Source organism: Gordonia sp. QH-12, assembly GCF_001578675.1.
Taxonomy (GTDB): domain Bacteria; phylum Actinomycetota; class Actinomycetes; order Mycobacteriales; family Mycobacteriaceae; genus Gordonia; species Gordonia sihwensis.
Genome location: NZ_KQ969290.1, coordinates 90,584 through 105,372, shown reverse-complemented (window position 1 = coordinate 105,372; position 14,789 = coordinate 90,584). Strand labels below are relative to the sequence as shown.

Genomic DNA, 14,789 nt, shown 5'->3' with positions numbered 1-14,789 from the left:
CGACATACACGGTGTCAGCCGATTCCGAAGAGCGCGGCGGCGTTGTCGTGGAACACGCCGCGCAGCCAGCGGTCGCCGAGGTCGAGCCGGGCGCAGGCGGCGAGCGCCTCGGTGTAGCTGTACGGAATGTTGGGGAAATCGCTGCCGAAGAGGATCTTCTCGCCGACGTCCCGGAGCCGGCCGAAGAGCTCGCGGGGGTACGGCGCCGACTCCTCCGAGAACGCGGTGAACGACATCGTCGTGTCGAGCCGGACGTTCTCGTACCGTTCGGCGAGTGCGAGGAAGGGCTCGTACTCGGGGGTGCCCATGTGCGCGACGATGAGCGGCAGGCTCGGGAACCGCCGCAGCAGTTCGTCGATCGGTTCCGGGCCGGTGAACTCGCCCGGTGCCGGACCCGAACCGCAGTGGATCACCACGGGGATCTGCGCGTCGTCGATCCGTTCCCACACGCCGTCGAGCAGCGGATCGATCGGCGAGTACGCGCCGACCTGGATGTGCGACTTGAAGATCCTCGCTCCGGCGTCGATCGCCTCGGAGACGTACGCCGCGGCCCCCTCCTCCGGGTAGAAGGTCGCCGTCTGCAGGCAGTCCGGGTGCGCCGACGCGAACTCCGCCGCCCAACTGTTGAGCCATCGGGCCATATCGGGTTTGTGGGGATAGATCATCGACGAGTACGCGCGCACACCGAACGCGCGCAGCGTCTCGACGCGGCGGTCCTCGTCGGCCCGGTAGGCGATCGGCCACTGCCTGCCGAGCATCGGGCCGGCGGAGTCGAAGTACGCCCAGACCTTGTCCATCACCCGGCGCGGCATGAAATGGGTGTGCACGTCGATGAGACCCGGAATGCCCAGCTCTCGCCAGATGCGCTGAACGGCTTCGGACTCCTCGGCGGAGAAGGGCTCCATGCGATGATCGTCACACATGGCCTCGACGCTACCGAACGGCCGATCGGTGGCCGGCGGACCGGTGGGAACGATCGAGCCGGGTGGGTCATTCGCCGCGGGTGACGCCTCCGGATCCGCCGGCCCACAGTGACCGACCATTGCAGTGACCGACCATTGGGTTACCGACCATGCCGGACGCGTGGGTCGCGCGACGGGCGACGAAAGGACTGCGATGGACGAAACCGGGTCCTGCGCCGCTGCAACGCCGACGGTCCGGCCGCCGGTCGCGCAGATGATCGCGCTGACCCCTGTCGGGATCGCGGTCGGCGCGTTGTGCGCGCTCGGGCTGTGGGGCGTCTCGGCGCTCGCGGAACTGGTTCAGAAACTGGTCTGGGACGATCTCAGTGCCGCGCTCGGCGTGTCCGGCGACAACGGCTGGTTCATCTTCGGGACGCTCACCGCTGTCGGTCTGCTCGCCGGACTCGTGATCCGGTACCTGCCGGGCCATGCCGGCCCCGATCCGGCGACGGAGGGACTCGTCTCCACTCCTCTCGAAATACGCGTGCTCCCCGGCCTCGTGCTCGCCACCGTTCTGACCCTGTCCGGCGGGGTGAGCCTGGGGCCGGAGAACCCGATCATGGCGATCAACGCCGCGATCATCGTCGGGCTGGGTGTCCGGCTCGTGCCGAAGCTGGGGCAGAAGGAGTGGATGGGGCTGTCGACCTCGGCCACGATCGGCGCGATGTTCGGGACACCGGTCGCCGCGGCGCTGATGCTGTCCGAACTCAACAGCGGCGATCCCCGCGTCCCGCTGTGGCACCGGCTGTACGTGCCGCTCGTCGCCGCGGCGACCGGTTCGTTCGTGATGCTGCACTTCACCGATCTCGGGCTGTCGATGGGTCTGCCGGACGAGACGATCGGCGGTGTGGTCCACGTGCTCCTCGCCATCGGTGTCGCGGCGGCCGCGGCAACCGTCGGCGTGGTCGGTGCCGCGCTCTTCGACCCCCTGCACCGACTGCTGAACACCCGGTTGCCCGGTCCCGTGGTGCAGCTGACCGTGGCCGGGGCGGTCCTCGGCGGCCTCGGTGCGCTCGGCGGCACCATCACCCTGTTCAAAGGCCTCGAGCAGATGAACGAGCTGCCGGGCGAGGTGGCGACCACCACCGCCATGGGATTCTTCGTGTTCGCGGCGGTGAAGCTGTGCGCGCTGCTGGTCGCCGGGGCGTCAGGTTTCCGGGGCGGCCGGATCTTCCCCGCGGTGTTCATCGGAGCGGCCTTCGGATTCGGCGTTCACACACTCTGGACCTCGATACCGCTGACCCTGTGCGTGAGCGCGTCGGTGGTCGGGATCTCGGTGGCCGCTGCGCGCAACGGCTGGCTGAGTCTGTTCCTCGGGTTGGCGATCGTGCCGCAGATGGATCTCATGGTTCCACTGCTCTTCTCCACGCTCGCGGCGTGGCTGGTGGTGGCTAACGCACCGGAATTGAGTGCTCGGCCGGTCGAGATCCGACGAGGTTCGCAGAATGCGGAGAGGAACGTCTGAGGTGGCCGTGTCAGCGATCATGCGCCGGATCCGAAAGATCTCGCGGCCGAGACCAGCGGATGCCGTATCCGGTCTGGTGACCGCGTTGTTCTCCATCCCGGAGGGGATGGCGTACGCGTCGATCGGTGGATTCAATCCGGTCAGCGGTCTGTATTCGGGGATGCTCTCGACACTCGTGGGGTCGATGTTCGCCCGGACCGCGTTGATGGTCACCACGCTGACCAGTGCTATCGCACTGTCGTCGCAGAGCGTGCTGTCCTCGGCCGGCCTCGACCCGCACGACGTCGGGAACATCGCGATGCTGACGGTGGCGGTCGGTGCCGTGATGCTGGTGATGGGTCTGCTGCGCGTCGGCGCGATCATGGACTTCGTCTCGAGCGCCGTGATGACCGGATTCACGGTCGGCATCGCCGTACAGATCGTGGCGGGGGTGCTCGGCGACGTCACCGGCTACGACCCGGAACGGCACAACACCGTCGTGAAGTTCGTCGAGGTGCTCGGACACGTGCCCCAATGGTCGGGGGCGTCGGTGGCGGTGGCGCTCGGCACCGTCGCGGTGTGGGGAGTTCTGCAGTTCGTCAGACCGGTCAAGTCGTACGCCACGCTGATCGCACTCGTCGCGGTCACCGCGGTGGCCGCGGTGACCGGCGCCGACACGGAGACCGTCGGTGATATCGCGAAGGTGCCGAACAGTCTGCCGCCGTTCACGTTTCCGGATCTGAGTGCATTCCCGAACCTCGTTCTCGGAGCGTTCGCCATCGCCCTCGTCGGTCTCGCTCAGGCAGCGGGCATCTCGGCGGCGGTGCCGAACCCGGACGGATCGAAGGCGAGTGCGTCCGGGGACTTCTCGGCGCAGGGTGCGGCCAACATCGTCGGCGGCTTCTTCGGATCGCTGCCGACCGGCGGCTCCCTGTCCCGCACAGGTGTCGCGGTCTCCGCGGGCGCGACGAGCCGCTGGGCGGGCGTCTTCGCCGGTGCGTGGCTGGTGGTTCTCGTGCTGATCGCCGGCGCCGCCGCGCAGATCATCCCGATGCCTGTCATCGGGGGACTGCTGTTCGTCATCGGGTTCGAGTTGATTCAGGGTCGATGGGCCGACGTCACTCTGGTTCTGCGCACGGCGCCGCTGAGCGCCGTCGCGATGGTGGCGACCTTCCTCGCGACGACCCAGATCCCCCTGCAGTACGCGATCCTCGTCGGTGCCGGAATCTCGCTGGTGCTCTACTGCGTCCAGGCGGCACGCAGCGCCCGGCTGCTGGCGCTGGTCCGAGACGACGAGGGCTGGTGTCTGGAAGAACCGCCGAAGACGCTGCCCGCCAACGGAATCACCGTGCTGTACTACGCCGGCGTCGCGCTGTTCGCAGAAGTGCCCCGCATCTCAGAGACGTGGCCGGCGCCGCCCTCCGCACCGGGCCGGTTCGTGGTGATTCTGAACGTACGCGTCCTGCCCGACGTGCCGTCGGCGACACTGCAGAAGCTGCTGCGCGCGAAGGCCGAGGCATTGCGGAAGTCGGGCGGGCGTCTCATGCTCGCAGGCGTCAGTTCCGCGATGATCGACGCGGTGACGCGAGCGGGCCTGGTCCGAGCGCTGGGCGAGGAGAATGTCGTGCCCGCGTCCCGGCATGTCTTCGGTGGTCTCGACACCGCCTACGCCGATGCCCAGCGCTGGCTCGTGGAGACCGACGGGAACGGTCCGGACGCAGGTACGTCCTGACCTCGTCGTCAGGCGTCGTGATCTGCGGCGGTCGCTGCACGCAACTTCGCGATCTGATCCCGGGACGGGAGATTCCTCGGTGAGACCATGATTCCCTCCGCCGTCACCGTCGGACCGTCCGCGTCGCAGAGTTCGGCCCGCACGAAGACCTTCCGTCCCTCCGATCCGGTGGTGCGGGCGCGCAGATCGACGTCGCCGAGAGGTGTCGGGCGCAGGTACTTCACGGTGAGCGTGCCGGTGAAGCAGGGGGTTCCGTTGCCGACGCTGGCCGCTTCGCCGAGCATCTGATCGAGCAGCATGGCCGAGATCCCGCCGTGGACCAGGCCGGCCGGGCCCTCGTACGCGGCGCCGAGCCGTACCCGAGCGGTGGCCGTCCCGTCGTCGTGGTGGTCGACCCGCAGCGGGGGAGCGATGGCGTTGCGCACACCCACGGCCGCGTTGCCCCACGGCATGCCGGTGAAGTCGCGGGTGAACGGCACTCCGTAGCTGCCCGGCCTCTGCGCTGCGCGCAGTGAGGCGGTGACCGCGTCGATCCGCCGGCGCGCGTCGTCCAGATCGTCGTCGGGCACCTCGGTGCGGATCACCGCGTCGATCAGCGCGCGGACCGACTCGGTCAGCGGTTCCACCACGGCGAGCTGCGCAGCGATCTCGTCGGCGCTGAGGTCTACCAATCGAAAGTCCATGCCGGTCAGCCTATGGTCGTGCGCGGTCTCGACGGGCGCGGGTTCGGGCTCAGTGCTCGGACTTCCGGTGCTTGCCGGCGACCTCGCCGAACATCATCGTCATCTTGGTGCCCAGCGGCCAGCCGACGTAGTAGCAGAGGAACAGTCCGATCTCGTTCAGCTCCTCCGGCGTGAGTTCGCCGTTGCCGAGCGCCGCCGCCGCCTGGATCTCGGCGACGTCCACCTGACCGTTGGCGGCCAGCGCGCCGAGGAGGACCAGCCTGCGGTCGCGGTGGGTGAGGCCCTCGCGGCTCCACACCTCGCCGAAGACCTGATCGGCGGTGTGCGCGAAGAAGTCGCCCGGACCGTCGGACATCTCCCAGCCGTACACCTCCGACATCGTCGCCAGGCCCTTGCGGCGTCGCTCGGTCATCGGGGGCAGATCGTCTTGCGGGGTCGGGTTCACAATGCTCCTTCGGTTCGGTTCATTTCGCTGCGCGCCGGATCAGCCGTCGCGGCGTGCGTCGTGGGCGGAATGGGGCACACCGAGTCCGGCGGCCAGATCGGTGAGGGCGCGGCGGCCCAGCGGGAGGTCGACGCCGAGCCGGTCGGCCAGGGTCAGTGCCAGGGTCAGGTCCTTCTCGCCGAGATCGCGGACGTGCGTGAAGACACCGAACCAGAAGTCGTCGGGAGCGATCGGCCCGGTGGTGTCACGAAGCATGATCGCGCCCGCACCGCCGGTGATCGCATCGGTGTGCCGGACCACTCGCCCGAGTTGTGCGATGTCGATTCCGGCGGCCTCGGCGAGTCGGGACGCCTCGGCCGTGGCGGCGAAGGAGACGAAGTGCAGCAGGTTGCGGGCCAGCTTCATCCGCGTTCCGTCGCCGGCCGCCGGGCCGGCATGGACGATGAGATCGCCCGCCGGCGCGAGTGCGGCTCTGGCCCGCTCGTAGCCGGCGCGATCGCCGCCGATCATGATCGCCAGCCGGCCCTCCGCAGCCCCGGGGGCGCCGCCGGAGATCGGAGCGTCGAGCACGACGATCCCGTCCGCCGCGCACGCGGCGGCCTGCTCGGCCGCCGTCTCGGGGGCGATGGTGGAGTGGATCGCGATGAGCGAGCCCGGCGCCAGGTGCGGCCGCAGTTGCCCGATCACCTCGCGGACCTGGGCGTCGTCGCGAACGCAGATGCTGACCAGATCGCTGGCGGACGCGAGTTCGGGCAGACCGTCCGCGGTGACCGCGCCCGCATCGACCAGGGTGGCGACGGCATCCGGAGAGAGGTCGAAGACGGTGGTCGGAGCGGATCCGGCCAGGCGCGCAGCCATCGGACCGCCGATGTTGCCGAGCCCGACACAGCCCAGCCGCAGTGCCTCGCTCATGAGCGGATGACCTGTCCGCCGTCGACGTTGAAGATCTGTCCGGTGATCCAGGACGCCTCGTCGGACAGCAGGAACAGACACATGCCGACCAGATCCTGCGGCGTGCCCATCCGCCCCAGCGGGAGCTTGGCGACCATGTCGTCGACCATCGCGGCGGGAGTGGTGGAGCGGGTGGCCTCGGTGTCGATGGGGCCGGGGGCGATCGCGTTGATGCGGATGCGCTGACCGCCGAGTTCGACGGCGAGCTGCTGGGTGAGGCCGTTGACGCCCACCTTGGCCAGACCGTAGAAGCCGCTGTACAGCCAGGCCGCCGTCGACGACTGGTTCACGATCGCCCCGCCGTGCCGCATATGCGGGTAGCAGGCGCGGGTCACGTTGAGCGCACCGTCGAGGTTCACGCTCATGAACTTCTTGTAGTAGTCCCACGGCACGGTGGTCAGGAAGTCGAGCTTCATGCCGCCGTAGATCGCGGCGTTGTTGACGAGCGCGTCGATCTTCCCGCGTTCGTCAACGACGGCCGTCGCGAGCGATGCCGCGGAGTCGGGGTCGGAGACGTCGGTGTGCACGTACATGCCTCCGATCGCGTCGGCCACCGACCGTCCGGCGTCGTCGTTGACATCGGCGATCACCACGTACGCGCCCTCGTCGGCGAGTGCCCGGGCGTAGGCCTCTCCGATGCCTCCGGCGGCGCCGGTGACGATGGCGGTTTTGTCGGCGAATCTGGTCATGTTGTTCCTTCGGGGTGTTGTGGGGTGTGGGCGGGGGTGGAGGTTTCGACTCGCTTCGCTCGCTCAACCAGCGGGCGGGGCCGGCCAGCGGGAGAGGTGGGCAGCGGGCGGGGCAGGCCGGCGGGAGAAGTGGGAGCGGGAGGGGACGGTCTCCTTATACGGGTGTGGCGACCGCCTTGATCTCGAGGTACTCCTCGAAACCGGCGCGGCCCATCTCTCGCCCGATTCCGCTCTGCTTGTAGCCGCCGAACGGGACGTCGGCGGAGTACCAGATGCCGCCGTTGACGCCCATCGTCCCGGTGCGGACGCCGTCGACCACAGCGTTCACCCGTTCCGGCGATGTGCCCCACACGGCGCCCGACAGTCCGTAGGGGGAGTCGTTGGCGAGATCGATCGCGTCGTCGTCGCCATCGTGCGGGATGATCACCAGCACCGGGCCGAAGATCTCCTCCTGTGCGACGCGAGCGGAGTTGCCGACGCCGGAGATGAGCGTCGGTTCGACGAAGAAACCGCGGTCCAGTCCGGCGGGCCGGCCACCGCCGATCTCGATCACGCCGCCCTCCTCGCGTGCCAGACGCAGGTAGTTCTCGACGCGCTCCCGCTGCCGGGCGGAGATGAGCGGTCCGCAGACTGTTCCCGGGTCCGTCGGGTCCGCCGCGGACAGGCCCGCCATCGCGTTCTTGGTGAGTTCGACGGCGGCCGCGAGCTTCTCGCGCGGCACCAGCAGACGGGTGGTGATGGCGCAGCCCTGCCCGGCGTGAGTCACGACGGAGAACGCCGCCATCGAACAGGCGGCTGCAAGGTCGGCGTCGTCGAGCACGATGAAGGCCGACTTGCCGCCGAGTTCCAGAAAGACCTTCTTGAGCGTGGGCGCGGCGGCGGCCATCACCCTGCGGCCGGTGTCGGTGGAACCGGTGAACGAGACGAGATCGACGCGGGGGTCGGTGCACAGTTGCTCACCGAGTGCGTGGTCGGTGGAGGTGACGATGTTGACCACGCCCGGAGGGAAGTCGGTCTCCTCGGCGATGACCTTCCCGACCAGCGCGGCGCACCACGGGGTGTCCGGGGCCGGCTTCAGGACCACGGTGCAGCCGGCGGCGAGCGCCGGACCGATCTTGGCGAAGTTGATCTGGTGCGGAAAGTTCCACGGTGTGATCGCGCCGACCACACCGATCGCCTCGGCGCGCAGCTCTCGCCGGTTCTTGATGCCCATCGGGCTCGCCTCGCCGAGATCGGTGATCCACGAATAGCTCTCGGCGAGGTCGGCGAAGTACCCGAGATCGGTGATCGGCCCCACCAGCTGCGGGCCGTGCGTCAGGAACGTGGGACAGCCCACTTCGGCGACCGTCAGCTCCCGCAGTTCGTCCGCGTGCGCGAGCAGTGCGTCGCGCAGTTGCCGCAGGCAGTGGGCGCGGAAGGCGTGGTCGCGCGACCAGTCGGTCCGATCGAAGGCTCGGCGGGCGGCCTCGATCGCCCGATCCATGTCGGACGCGGTGGCTTCGGCCGCCTGGCCGATCACCTCCTCCGTAGCGGGGTTGACGACGTCGAAGACGCCGCCGGAACCGGGGATCAGGGCGCCGTCGACGAGCAGGTCGGTGGCGGTGTCGGGCCTGAGTGGGAGGCTCGCTCGGGTCATTGTCAGAACTCCATCTGGACAGGTGTCTGGACTTCGGTTCAACCGTAGAGTAGCGTGCGTCACATGTCCACCCCAGTCGAGTCCGCCGGTGTCGCGGCCGAGTCCACCCGGCGGCGCCTGAGTCCGCAGCAGGCCGAGAAGATCACCAAGATGACCGAGGCGGCCGTCGAGATCCTCGCCGCGGACGGCTTCGATGCGCTCTCGGTGCGTGACGTCGCGAAGCGCGCGGGGGTGGCGCCGGCCACCGCCTACACGTATTTCAGCTCGAAGAGTCACCTGGTGGCGGAGGTGTTCTGGCGGCGTCTGGCCGCCGGAGTGCCCGAGGTGGACGCCTCCCTGCCCCGGGCCGAGCGCGTGGCGCAGGTGCTGCGCGGAGTCTCGACCGTGGTCGCCGGAGAGGGACAGCTCGGCGGAGCCGTCACCGTCGCGCTGCTGGGCAGCGACCCGGACTCCGAGCACCTGCGGTGGCGGATCGGCGGGTTCATTCACGACCGCCTCGCCGCCGCGGTCGGTGACGACCACCCCGATGCCCCTCGGGTGGTGGACGCCCTGCAGATGCTCTACGCAGGCGGACTCGTCACCGCCGGCATGGGACACCTGACCTACGAAGCGACATCCGAGCGGCTGGTCGCGGCCGCCGCACTGCTCTTCAACGATTGATGGGAATGAGACGTTGACCGTCACCGACACCGGAATGCAGGAGTCGATTCCGTTCGACCCGTACGACTACGACTTTCACGAGGACCCGTATCCGACCTACGCGCGGCTGCGCCGCGACGCGCCGGTGTACCGCAACACCGACGGCGACTTCTGGGCGCTGGCCCGGCACGACGACGTCTCCGAGGCCTTCCGCGACAACGTGCGGCTGTCGAACAGCTGGGGCGTCTCGATGGATCCGACGTCGTACAACGAGAACGCCGAGTACGCGATGAGCTTCCTGGCGATGGACGACCCGCGCCACCTGCGCCTGCGCAAGCTCGTATCGAAGGGATTCACGCCGCGCCGGGTCAGCGAGCTTGCACCTCGGATCCACGAGCTGACGAGTCGGCACTGGGCGCGCTGCGTGGAGATGGGGGAGTTCGACTTCGTCCACGACTTCGCCGGACTGTTGCCGATGGACGTGGTCTCGGAGCTGCTCGGGGTCGGGCCGTCCGACCGCGCATACCTGCGACGGCAGTCGGATCTGCTGATCCACCGGGAGGAGGGCGTCACCGATGTCCCCGAAGCCGCTGTGCGCGCTTACCTGGAGTTGCACGGCTATTACGCGGAGCTGCTCGCCGACCGCCGCAGACGCCCGGGCGACGACCTCGTCTCCGCGCTGATCGGCGCCGAACTCGTCGGAGACGGGGTGGCCGCGGCGAAGGGCGAGCGCACCACGATGACCGACCAGGAGATCATCGGCTTCATGATGCTCATGGTGGTCGCGGGCAACGAGACCACCACCAAGCTGCTGGCGAATTCCGTCTACTGGGGTCATCGCAGCGGGGGGCAGGTGGCGGGGATCCTCGATGAGGTCGGCGCGGGCGCCGATCCGGCGGCCGTCGTCGGGGACTGGGTCCAGGAGACGCTCCGGTTCGACACCTCCACGCAGATGCTGCTGCGGCGCGTGGTCGACGACGTCGAATACGGCGGCTACACCATTCCCGCGGGCGATCGGGTGCTGCTGCTGATCGGTTCGGCGAATCGAGACGAAGAGGTCTTCGGGCCGGACGCGGACCAGTACCGCATCGGCCGTGACAGCAGCCGCACCATCCTCTCGTTCGGACTCGGCACGCACTTCTGCCTGGGAGCGCACCTGGCCCGACTCGAGGCCGACCTCGGCCTCGCCGAGATCGCCCGAACCGTCAAGAGTTTCGACGTCGACCTCGACGCCGCCGAACGCGTGCACTCGGTGAACGTCCGCGGTTTCGCGTCCCTCCCGATGAAAGTGGTCCCCCGATGAGATTTCAGCCCCATCCCGAACGTCGGCCCGTGCTGGTCGCCGGTGCCTCGTCCGGCATCGGCGAGGCCACCGCCCTGGCCCTCGCCACGGCCGGCCATCCGGTCGCCCTCGGCGCACGCCGTGTGGAGAAGTGCGCCGCGACTGCCGCACGGATCGTCGCCGACGGAGGTGAAGCGGCCGCCGTCGCGCTCGACGTGACCGACGACGACTCCGTCCGGAACGCGGTCGACGCGGCGCAGGAGGCGCTGGGTCCCCTCGAAGTGGTGGTCGCCGGTGCCGGCGATCTCCAGATCGGCCGAGCCCACGAGATGCCGGTGGACGAGTGGGCGGCGCAGATCGATGTGCACCTGGTCGGCGCGTACCGGCTCTACCGCGCGGTGGCGCCCGCGATGATCGCGCGCCGCCGTGGCGACATCGTGTTCATCAGTTCCGACGTCGTCGCCCACCCGCGTCCGTGGTCGTCGGCGTACGTCGCCGCCAAATGCGGTGTCGAGGGCATGGTCGCCACCATCGACATGGAGTTGGAGGGCACCGGGGTGCGCGCCGGTCTGGTGCGGCCCGGCCAGACGATCACGGGCATGGGCATGAATCTCGATCAGAAGCAGACCGAGGCGATGCTCAACGACTGGATCGCGTTCGGCCTGGCCCGGCACGGCAACTTCCTCACACCCGAGAATCTGGCTTCGGCTGTCATGGCGATGATCTCGATGCCGCCCGGCGCGCACATGCGATCGGTCGACGTCGAAGCCGAGGGCGAGCTCGTACCGCCGGAATCGTCCACCCCCGCCCAGCCCGAACCGGTCGCGCATTCGGAAGGAGCACCGGCATGACCACGAGCGCATCTCACACTGAACCCTCTGACCGCGCAGCATCCTCCGACCCTGCAGCATCGATCCGCGTATCCGGCGGAGAGGGCGAGCACGGACACCTCGACGAGCTCGCCACCGATCCGATCGGCCTGTTCCGGCGTGTCCGGGCCGAGCACGGCGACGTCGGGATGTTCCAGCTCGCCGACCGGGAGGTGGTCCTGGTGAGCGGTGCGGCCGCGAACGAAGAGTTCTTCCGCGCGCCCGACGAGGTGCTCGATCAGGGCGCCGCGTACCCCTTCATGACTCCGATCTTCGGTGAGGGCGTCGTCTTCGACACCAGTCCCGAGCGGCGCAGCGAGATGCTGCACAATCAGGCGCTCAAGGGGGCGCACATGAAGCAGCACGCGGTCACCATCCCCGACGAGGTGGAACGGATGATCGCCGGCTGGGGCGACGCCGGCGAAATCGATCTGCTCGACTTCTTCGCCGAACTGACGCTGTACACCTCGTCGTCGTGCCTGATCGGACGCAAGTTCCGCGAAGAGCTGTCGGGCCACATCGCGCACCTCTATCACGAGCTGGAGAAGGGCACCGACCCGATCGCCTACGTCGACATGCACGCCGACATCGAGAGTTTCCGCCGACGCGACGCCGCGCGCGCCGAGTTGGTAGAGTTCATCGGCGGCGTGATGGACCGCCGTATCGCGAACCCGCCGGCCGACTCCGCCGACCGGGATCTGCTCGACGTGCTGGTGTCGCTGAAGAACGACGACGGTTCGCAGATGTTCAGTCCGGACACCGTGACCGGCATCTTCATCTCGATGATGTTCGCGGGCCACCACACCACTTCGGGGACGGCGGCGTGGACGCTGATCGAACTGCTCAAACATCCGGACCATCTCGCCGAGGTCGTCGGCGAACTCGACGGGATCTACTCGGACGGCGTCGAGTACAGCTTCGCTGCGATGCGTCAGATCCCGAAGCTGGAAGGCGCGATCAAGGAGGCGCTGCGACTGCATCCGCCGCTGATCATCCTGATGCGCCTGGTTCAGGAGGACTTCGAGGTCGGCGGGGTCACGGTTCGCGCCGGACAGTCGATCGCGGTCTCGCCTGCGGTCTCGAACCGGCTGCCGGAGGACTTTCCGGACCCGGACTCCTTCGATCCCGCTCGGTACGAGCAGCCGCGGCAGGAGGATCTGGTCAATCGCTGGACGTGGATCCCGTTCGGTGCCGGACGGCATCGCTGCGTCGGCGCGCAGTTCGCGATGATGCAGTTGAAGGCGATCTTCTCGGTGCTGCTGCGCAACTATGAGTTCTCCCTGGTTCAGGAGCCGGACAGCTACCGCAACGACCATTCCAAGATGGTCGTGCAGTTGCAGCAGCCGTGCCGCGTCGCCTATCGGCGGCGGGAGCGGTGATGCGCGTCGTCGTCGATCTGGATCTGTGTCAGGGACACGGGATGTGCGAGTTGGAAGCCCCCGACGTCTTCGAGGCGGGCCGTGACGCGGTGACGATCCTGAACGAGAACCCTGACGAATCGCAGCGCGCCGAAGTGGAGGCCGCTGTTCGGTTCTGCCCGACCCAAGCACTGAAGATCGTGGAGGAATGACATGGCTTTTCCCCGTGCCGAACTGGACGAGATGAAGCAGCGTTGGCTGGATGCCAACGTCGAAGCCGAGAAGGCGGGCGACTGGCGCCCGCTCGCGGATTTCTACACCGAGGACGCCACCTACGGCTGGAACTACGGTCCGGAGAAGGACTTCATGGCCGTGGGCCGCGACGAGATCCGAGAGATCGCGCTCGGCCAGGAGATGGAGGGCCTGGAGGGCTGGGAGTATCCGTACCAGGCGTGGGTGATCGACGAGCGGACCGGCGACATGATCGGGCTGTGGCGCCAGGTGTACTCCGGCGCCGGGAACCCAGTGAGCGGGCCGATTGACGTCAGCACTCGAGCCGACGGTTCCCACTACGCGGTGCACGGCATCGGCGGGAGCTGGTTCCGTTACGCGGGGAACTTCCAGTTCGGCTGGCAGCGCGACTTCTTCGACTTCGGGAACGTCTCGGCACTGTTCCTGGAGATGCTGACCGATCAAGCCTGCAGTGACGGCATGCTCAAGCGCATCGAGAAGTCCGCGCCGGGGAACCTGCCCGGTTGGTATCCGCTCGGGCAGTCGCCCGTCGGCCTGTGGGACCTGCCGTGAGCCTGGCCGGACTGACCCGCGCGCAGTTGGTGGCTCTGGTCCCGGAGTCGCTGCTGTCGGGCCAGCTGATCGATCGGTCCGGGATGGCACACCTGATCGCGGCGTTCGGCCGCGAGGGCATGACCCAGGTCGCCATCGAGGAGTGGATGGCGGCCAGCCCGGTGTACACGGGGCGGATGCGGACCGCGCTCGGGATCGAGGGCGACGGGGTCGAGGACATGTTCAAATGCCTGCAGCTCGATATCGGTGCGCCGCCGCAGTTCATGGACTTCCGCTACCGGATCGTCGATCGGTACCACGGCTCGTTCGTGCTCGATCACTGCGGCGCGCTTCTCGACGTGGAGCCGATGGGCGACGAGTACGTGACGGCCATGTGCCACGACATCGAGGATCCGACATTCGATGCGACCGCCATAGCGACCAATCGGCGCGCGCGGATCCGTCCGGTGCACCGACCGCCCCGCGTACCCGCGGGCCGGACGCCGCACTGCGAGTGGACGGTGACGATCGAGCCCGACCGCGAGGAGCTTCCGTTGCCGGAGGTTACCGAGCCGACTCTGCGAACCCGGGCGGCGTCGATCGCCCTCAGCCCGATCGACGGGTCCGCCGGCGACGGTCTCGCCGATTACCGCGGTCCGCTCGTCGAGGACCTGGCCTTCGACGAGTTCTCCACCTCCGCACTGGTGCGGATCGCGGAGGAGACGGCCTTGCAGCACCAATTGCTCGCGATCGGATTCCTGGCATCCGTGCGACGCCGGACCGATGCTGCGCGCGCGGACGAGATCCTCGAGAAGCAGCTCATCGGCATCGCGGGGATCACCGCCGAACGATTGTCGGCCGCGCTGTTCGACGGTCGGTCCGACGCGACGGCGCTCGCCGGCGTTTTGAACGCGCACCCGGTGTTCGGCCCCGAGCAGTACACGGGGGTGGTCGCGCAGGTGCGCGAAGACGGTGACGGCGTTCGCGTGCGCATTCGAGTGGATTCGCCTGCGGTGGAGGACGGCGCGTGGATGCGGCTGTTGGCCGCGGGCCGGCTCGGTGCGATCGCGTCGGCGGTGCGGGCGGTCGAGCCGACGTGGGTCGTCGAAGAGAGTGCCGTGAACGGCGACGAACTCGTGGTGACCGTCGGCCGCGGCGATCCGCAGCCCGAGTGCGACGAGGTCGCCATCGTGCGCTTCTCGGCCGGGTCGTCGTTCACCTTCGCCGACCGCGGTCCGTCGAAGCCCCTGCCGCTCTCGGTGGTGTGAGGAGAGGGGCGCGCCTGTGGACGTGTGCCTCGGGTAGACGCGAGGCTC

The 14,789-nt window shown here is 68.6% G+C and carries 15 protein-coding genes; 9 read left to right on the top strand and 6 right to left on the bottom strand.

Features of this window, described 5'->3' with window-relative positions:
• Positions 1–14 precede the first annotated feature (14 nt).
• On the bottom strand, positions 15–923 hold the full coding sequence (locus tag Y710_RS09920; protein ID WP_062367426.1) for an amidohydrolase family protein: 909 nt from the start codon (positions 921–923) through the stop codon (positions 15–17).
• Between the two features lie 193 nt (positions 924–1,116).
• On the opposite strand from Y710_RS09920, the gene Y710_RS09915 reads away from it, so the two are divergent.
• Together Y710_RS09915 and Y710_RS09910 are read left to right on the top strand one after the other, a co-directional pair.
• The gene (locus Y710_RS09915; protein ID WP_062367401.1) at positions 1,117–2,427 is read left to right on the top strand and encodes an ion channel protein; all 1,311 of its coding nucleotides are present in this window, start codon (positions 1,117–1,119) and stop codon (positions 2,425–2,427) included.
• Positions 2,428–2,434: 7 nt separating this feature from the next.
• Positions 2,435–4,138 carry a SulP family inorganic anion transporter gene (locus Y710_RS09910; protein ID WP_231875721.1) on the top strand — a complete coding sequence of 568 codons (1,704 nt, stop codon included), beginning with the start codon at positions 2,435–2,437 and terminating at the stop codon, positions 4,136–4,138.
• Positions 4,139–4,146: 8 nt separating this feature from the next.
• Here the strand turns inward: Y710_RS09910 and Y710_RS09905 are convergent, their stop codons facing one another.
• The 5 genes from Y710_RS09905 to Y710_RS09885 form a co-directional block, all read right to left on the bottom strand.
• The gene (locus tag Y710_RS09905; protein WP_062367400.1) at positions 4,147–4,821 is read right to left on the bottom strand and encodes a PaaI family thioesterase; all 675 of its coding nucleotides are present in this window, start codon (positions 4,819–4,821) and stop codon (positions 4,147–4,149) included.
• Between the two features lie 49 nt (positions 4,822–4,870).
• The gene (locus Y710_RS09900) at positions 4,871–5,233 is read right to left on the bottom strand and encodes a carboxymuconolactone decarboxylase family protein (protein WP_062367423.1); all 363 of its coding nucleotides are present in this window, start codon (positions 5,231–5,233) and stop codon (positions 4,871–4,873) included.
• A 72-nt stretch (positions 5,234–5,305) separates the two neighbouring features.
• Entirely contained in the window at positions 5,306–6,178 is an 873-nt protein-coding gene (locus Y710_RS09895; RefSeq protein ID WP_062367399.1) for an NAD(P)-dependent oxidoreductase, read from the bottom strand.
• On the bottom strand, positions 6,175–6,906 hold the full coding sequence (locus Y710_RS09890) for an SDR family oxidoreductase (RefSeq protein ID WP_006894441.1): 732 nt from the start codon (positions 6,904–6,906) through the stop codon (positions 6,175–6,177). The genes Y710_RS09895 and Y710_RS09890 overlap by 4 nt, the downstream gene beginning before the upstream one ends.
• Before the next feature lie 154 nt (positions 6,907–7,060).
• Entirely contained in the window at positions 7,061–8,542 is a 1,482-nt protein-coding gene (locus Y710_RS09885) for an aldehyde dehydrogenase (RefSeq protein ID WP_062367398.1), read from the bottom strand.
• 63 nt (positions 8,543–8,605) lie between these two features.
• Here Y710_RS09885 and Y710_RS09880 point away from each other — a divergent pair, with 63 nt between their 5' ends.
• The 7 genes from Y710_RS09880 to Y710_RS09850 are packed head-to-tail and all read left to right on the top strand — an operon-like array spanning position 8,606 to position 14,741.
• Positions 8,606–9,202, top strand: coding sequence for a TetR/AcrR family transcriptional regulator (locus tag Y710_RS09880; RefSeq protein ID WP_006894443.1), 597 nt, complete (start codon positions 8,606–8,608; stop codon positions 9,200–9,202).
• 34 nt (positions 9,203–9,236) lie between these two features.
• Positions 9,237–10,484, top strand: a complete 1,248-nt coding sequence (locus tag Y710_RS09875) for a cytochrome P450 (RefSeq protein ID WP_062367422.1) — start codon at positions 9,237–9,239, stop codon at positions 10,482–10,484.
• Complete coding sequence (locus tag Y710_RS09870; RefSeq protein ID WP_062367397.1) at positions 10,481–11,314, top strand: SDR family oxidoreductase; 834 nt, start codon at positions 10,481–10,483, stop codon at positions 11,312–11,314. Before Y710_RS09875 ends, Y710_RS09870 begins: the two co-directional genes overlap by 4 nt.
• Positions 11,311–12,711, top strand: coding sequence for a cytochrome P450 (locus tag Y710_RS09865; RefSeq protein ID WP_231875720.1), 1,401 nt, complete (start codon positions 11,311–11,313; stop codon positions 12,709–12,711). Before Y710_RS09870 ends, Y710_RS09865 begins: the two co-directional genes overlap by 4 nt.
• The gene (locus Y710_RS09860) at positions 12,711–12,902 is read left to right on the top strand and encodes a ferredoxin (protein WP_045536639.1); all 192 of its coding nucleotides are present in this window, start codon (positions 12,711–12,713) and stop codon (positions 12,900–12,902) included. Before Y710_RS09865 ends, Y710_RS09860 begins: the two co-directional genes overlap by 1 nt.
• Before the next feature lies 1 nt (position 12,903).
• On the top strand, positions 12,904–13,494 hold the full coding sequence (locus Y710_RS09855) for a nuclear transport factor 2 family protein (RefSeq protein ID WP_006894448.1): 591 nt from the start codon (positions 12,904–12,906) through the stop codon (positions 13,492–13,494).
• Positions 13,491–14,741, top strand: coding sequence for a hypothetical protein (locus tag Y710_RS09850; protein WP_006894449.1), 1,251 nt, complete (start codon positions 13,491–13,493; stop codon positions 14,739–14,741). Before Y710_RS09855 ends, Y710_RS09850 begins: the two co-directional genes overlap by 4 nt.
• Positions 14,742–14,789 lie beyond the last annotated feature (48 nt).

Coding starts and splice junctions, on each gene's coding strand:
- Y710_RS09920 (WP_062367426.1), bottom strand. CDS start 923: ATGTGTGACGATCATCGCATGGAGCCCTTCTCCGCCGAGGAGTCCGAA.
- Y710_RS09915 (WP_062367401.1), top strand. CDS start 1,117: ATGGACGAAACCGGGTCCTGCGCCGCTGCAACGCCGACGGTCCGGCCG.
- Y710_RS09905 (WP_062367400.1), bottom strand. CDS start 4,821: ATGGACTTTCGATTGGTAGACCTCAGCGCCGACGAGATCGCTGCGCAG.
- Y710_RS09900 (WP_062367423.1), bottom strand. CDS start 5,233: ATGACCGAGCGACGCCGCAAGGGCCTGGCGACGATGTCGGAGGTGTAC.
- Y710_RS09895 (WP_062367399.1), bottom strand. CDS start 6,178: ATGAGCGAGGCACTGCGGCTGGGCTGTGTCGGGCTCGGCAACATCGGC.
- Y710_RS09890 (WP_006894441.1), bottom strand. CDS start 6,906: ATGACCAGATTCGCCGACAAAACCGCCATCGTCACCGGCGCCGCCGGA.
- Y710_RS09885 (WP_062367398.1), bottom strand. CDS start 8,542: ATGACCCGAGCGAGCCTCCCACTCAGGCCCGACACCGCCACCGACCTG.
- Y710_RS09880 (WP_006894443.1), top strand. CDS start 8,606: ATGTCCACCCCAGTCGAGTCCGCCGGTGTCGCGGCCGAGTCCACCCGG.
- Y710_RS09875 (WP_062367422.1), top strand. CDS start 9,237: ATGCAGGAGTCGATTCCGTTCGACCCGTACGACTACGACTTTCACGAG.
- Y710_RS09870 (WP_062367397.1), top strand. CDS start 10,481: ATGAGATTTCAGCCCCATCCCGAACGTCGGCCCGTGCTGGTCGCCGGT.
- Y710_RS09865 (WP_231875720.1), top strand. CDS start 11,311: ATGACCACGAGCGCATCTCACACTGAACCCTCTGACCGCGCAGCATCC.
- Y710_RS09860 (WP_045536639.1), top strand. CDS start 12,711: ATGCGCGTCGTCGTCGATCTGGATCTGTGTCAGGGACACGGGATGTGC.
- Y710_RS09855 (WP_006894448.1), top strand. CDS start 12,904: ATGGCTTTTCCCCGTGCCGAACTGGACGAGATGAAGCAGCGTTGGCTG.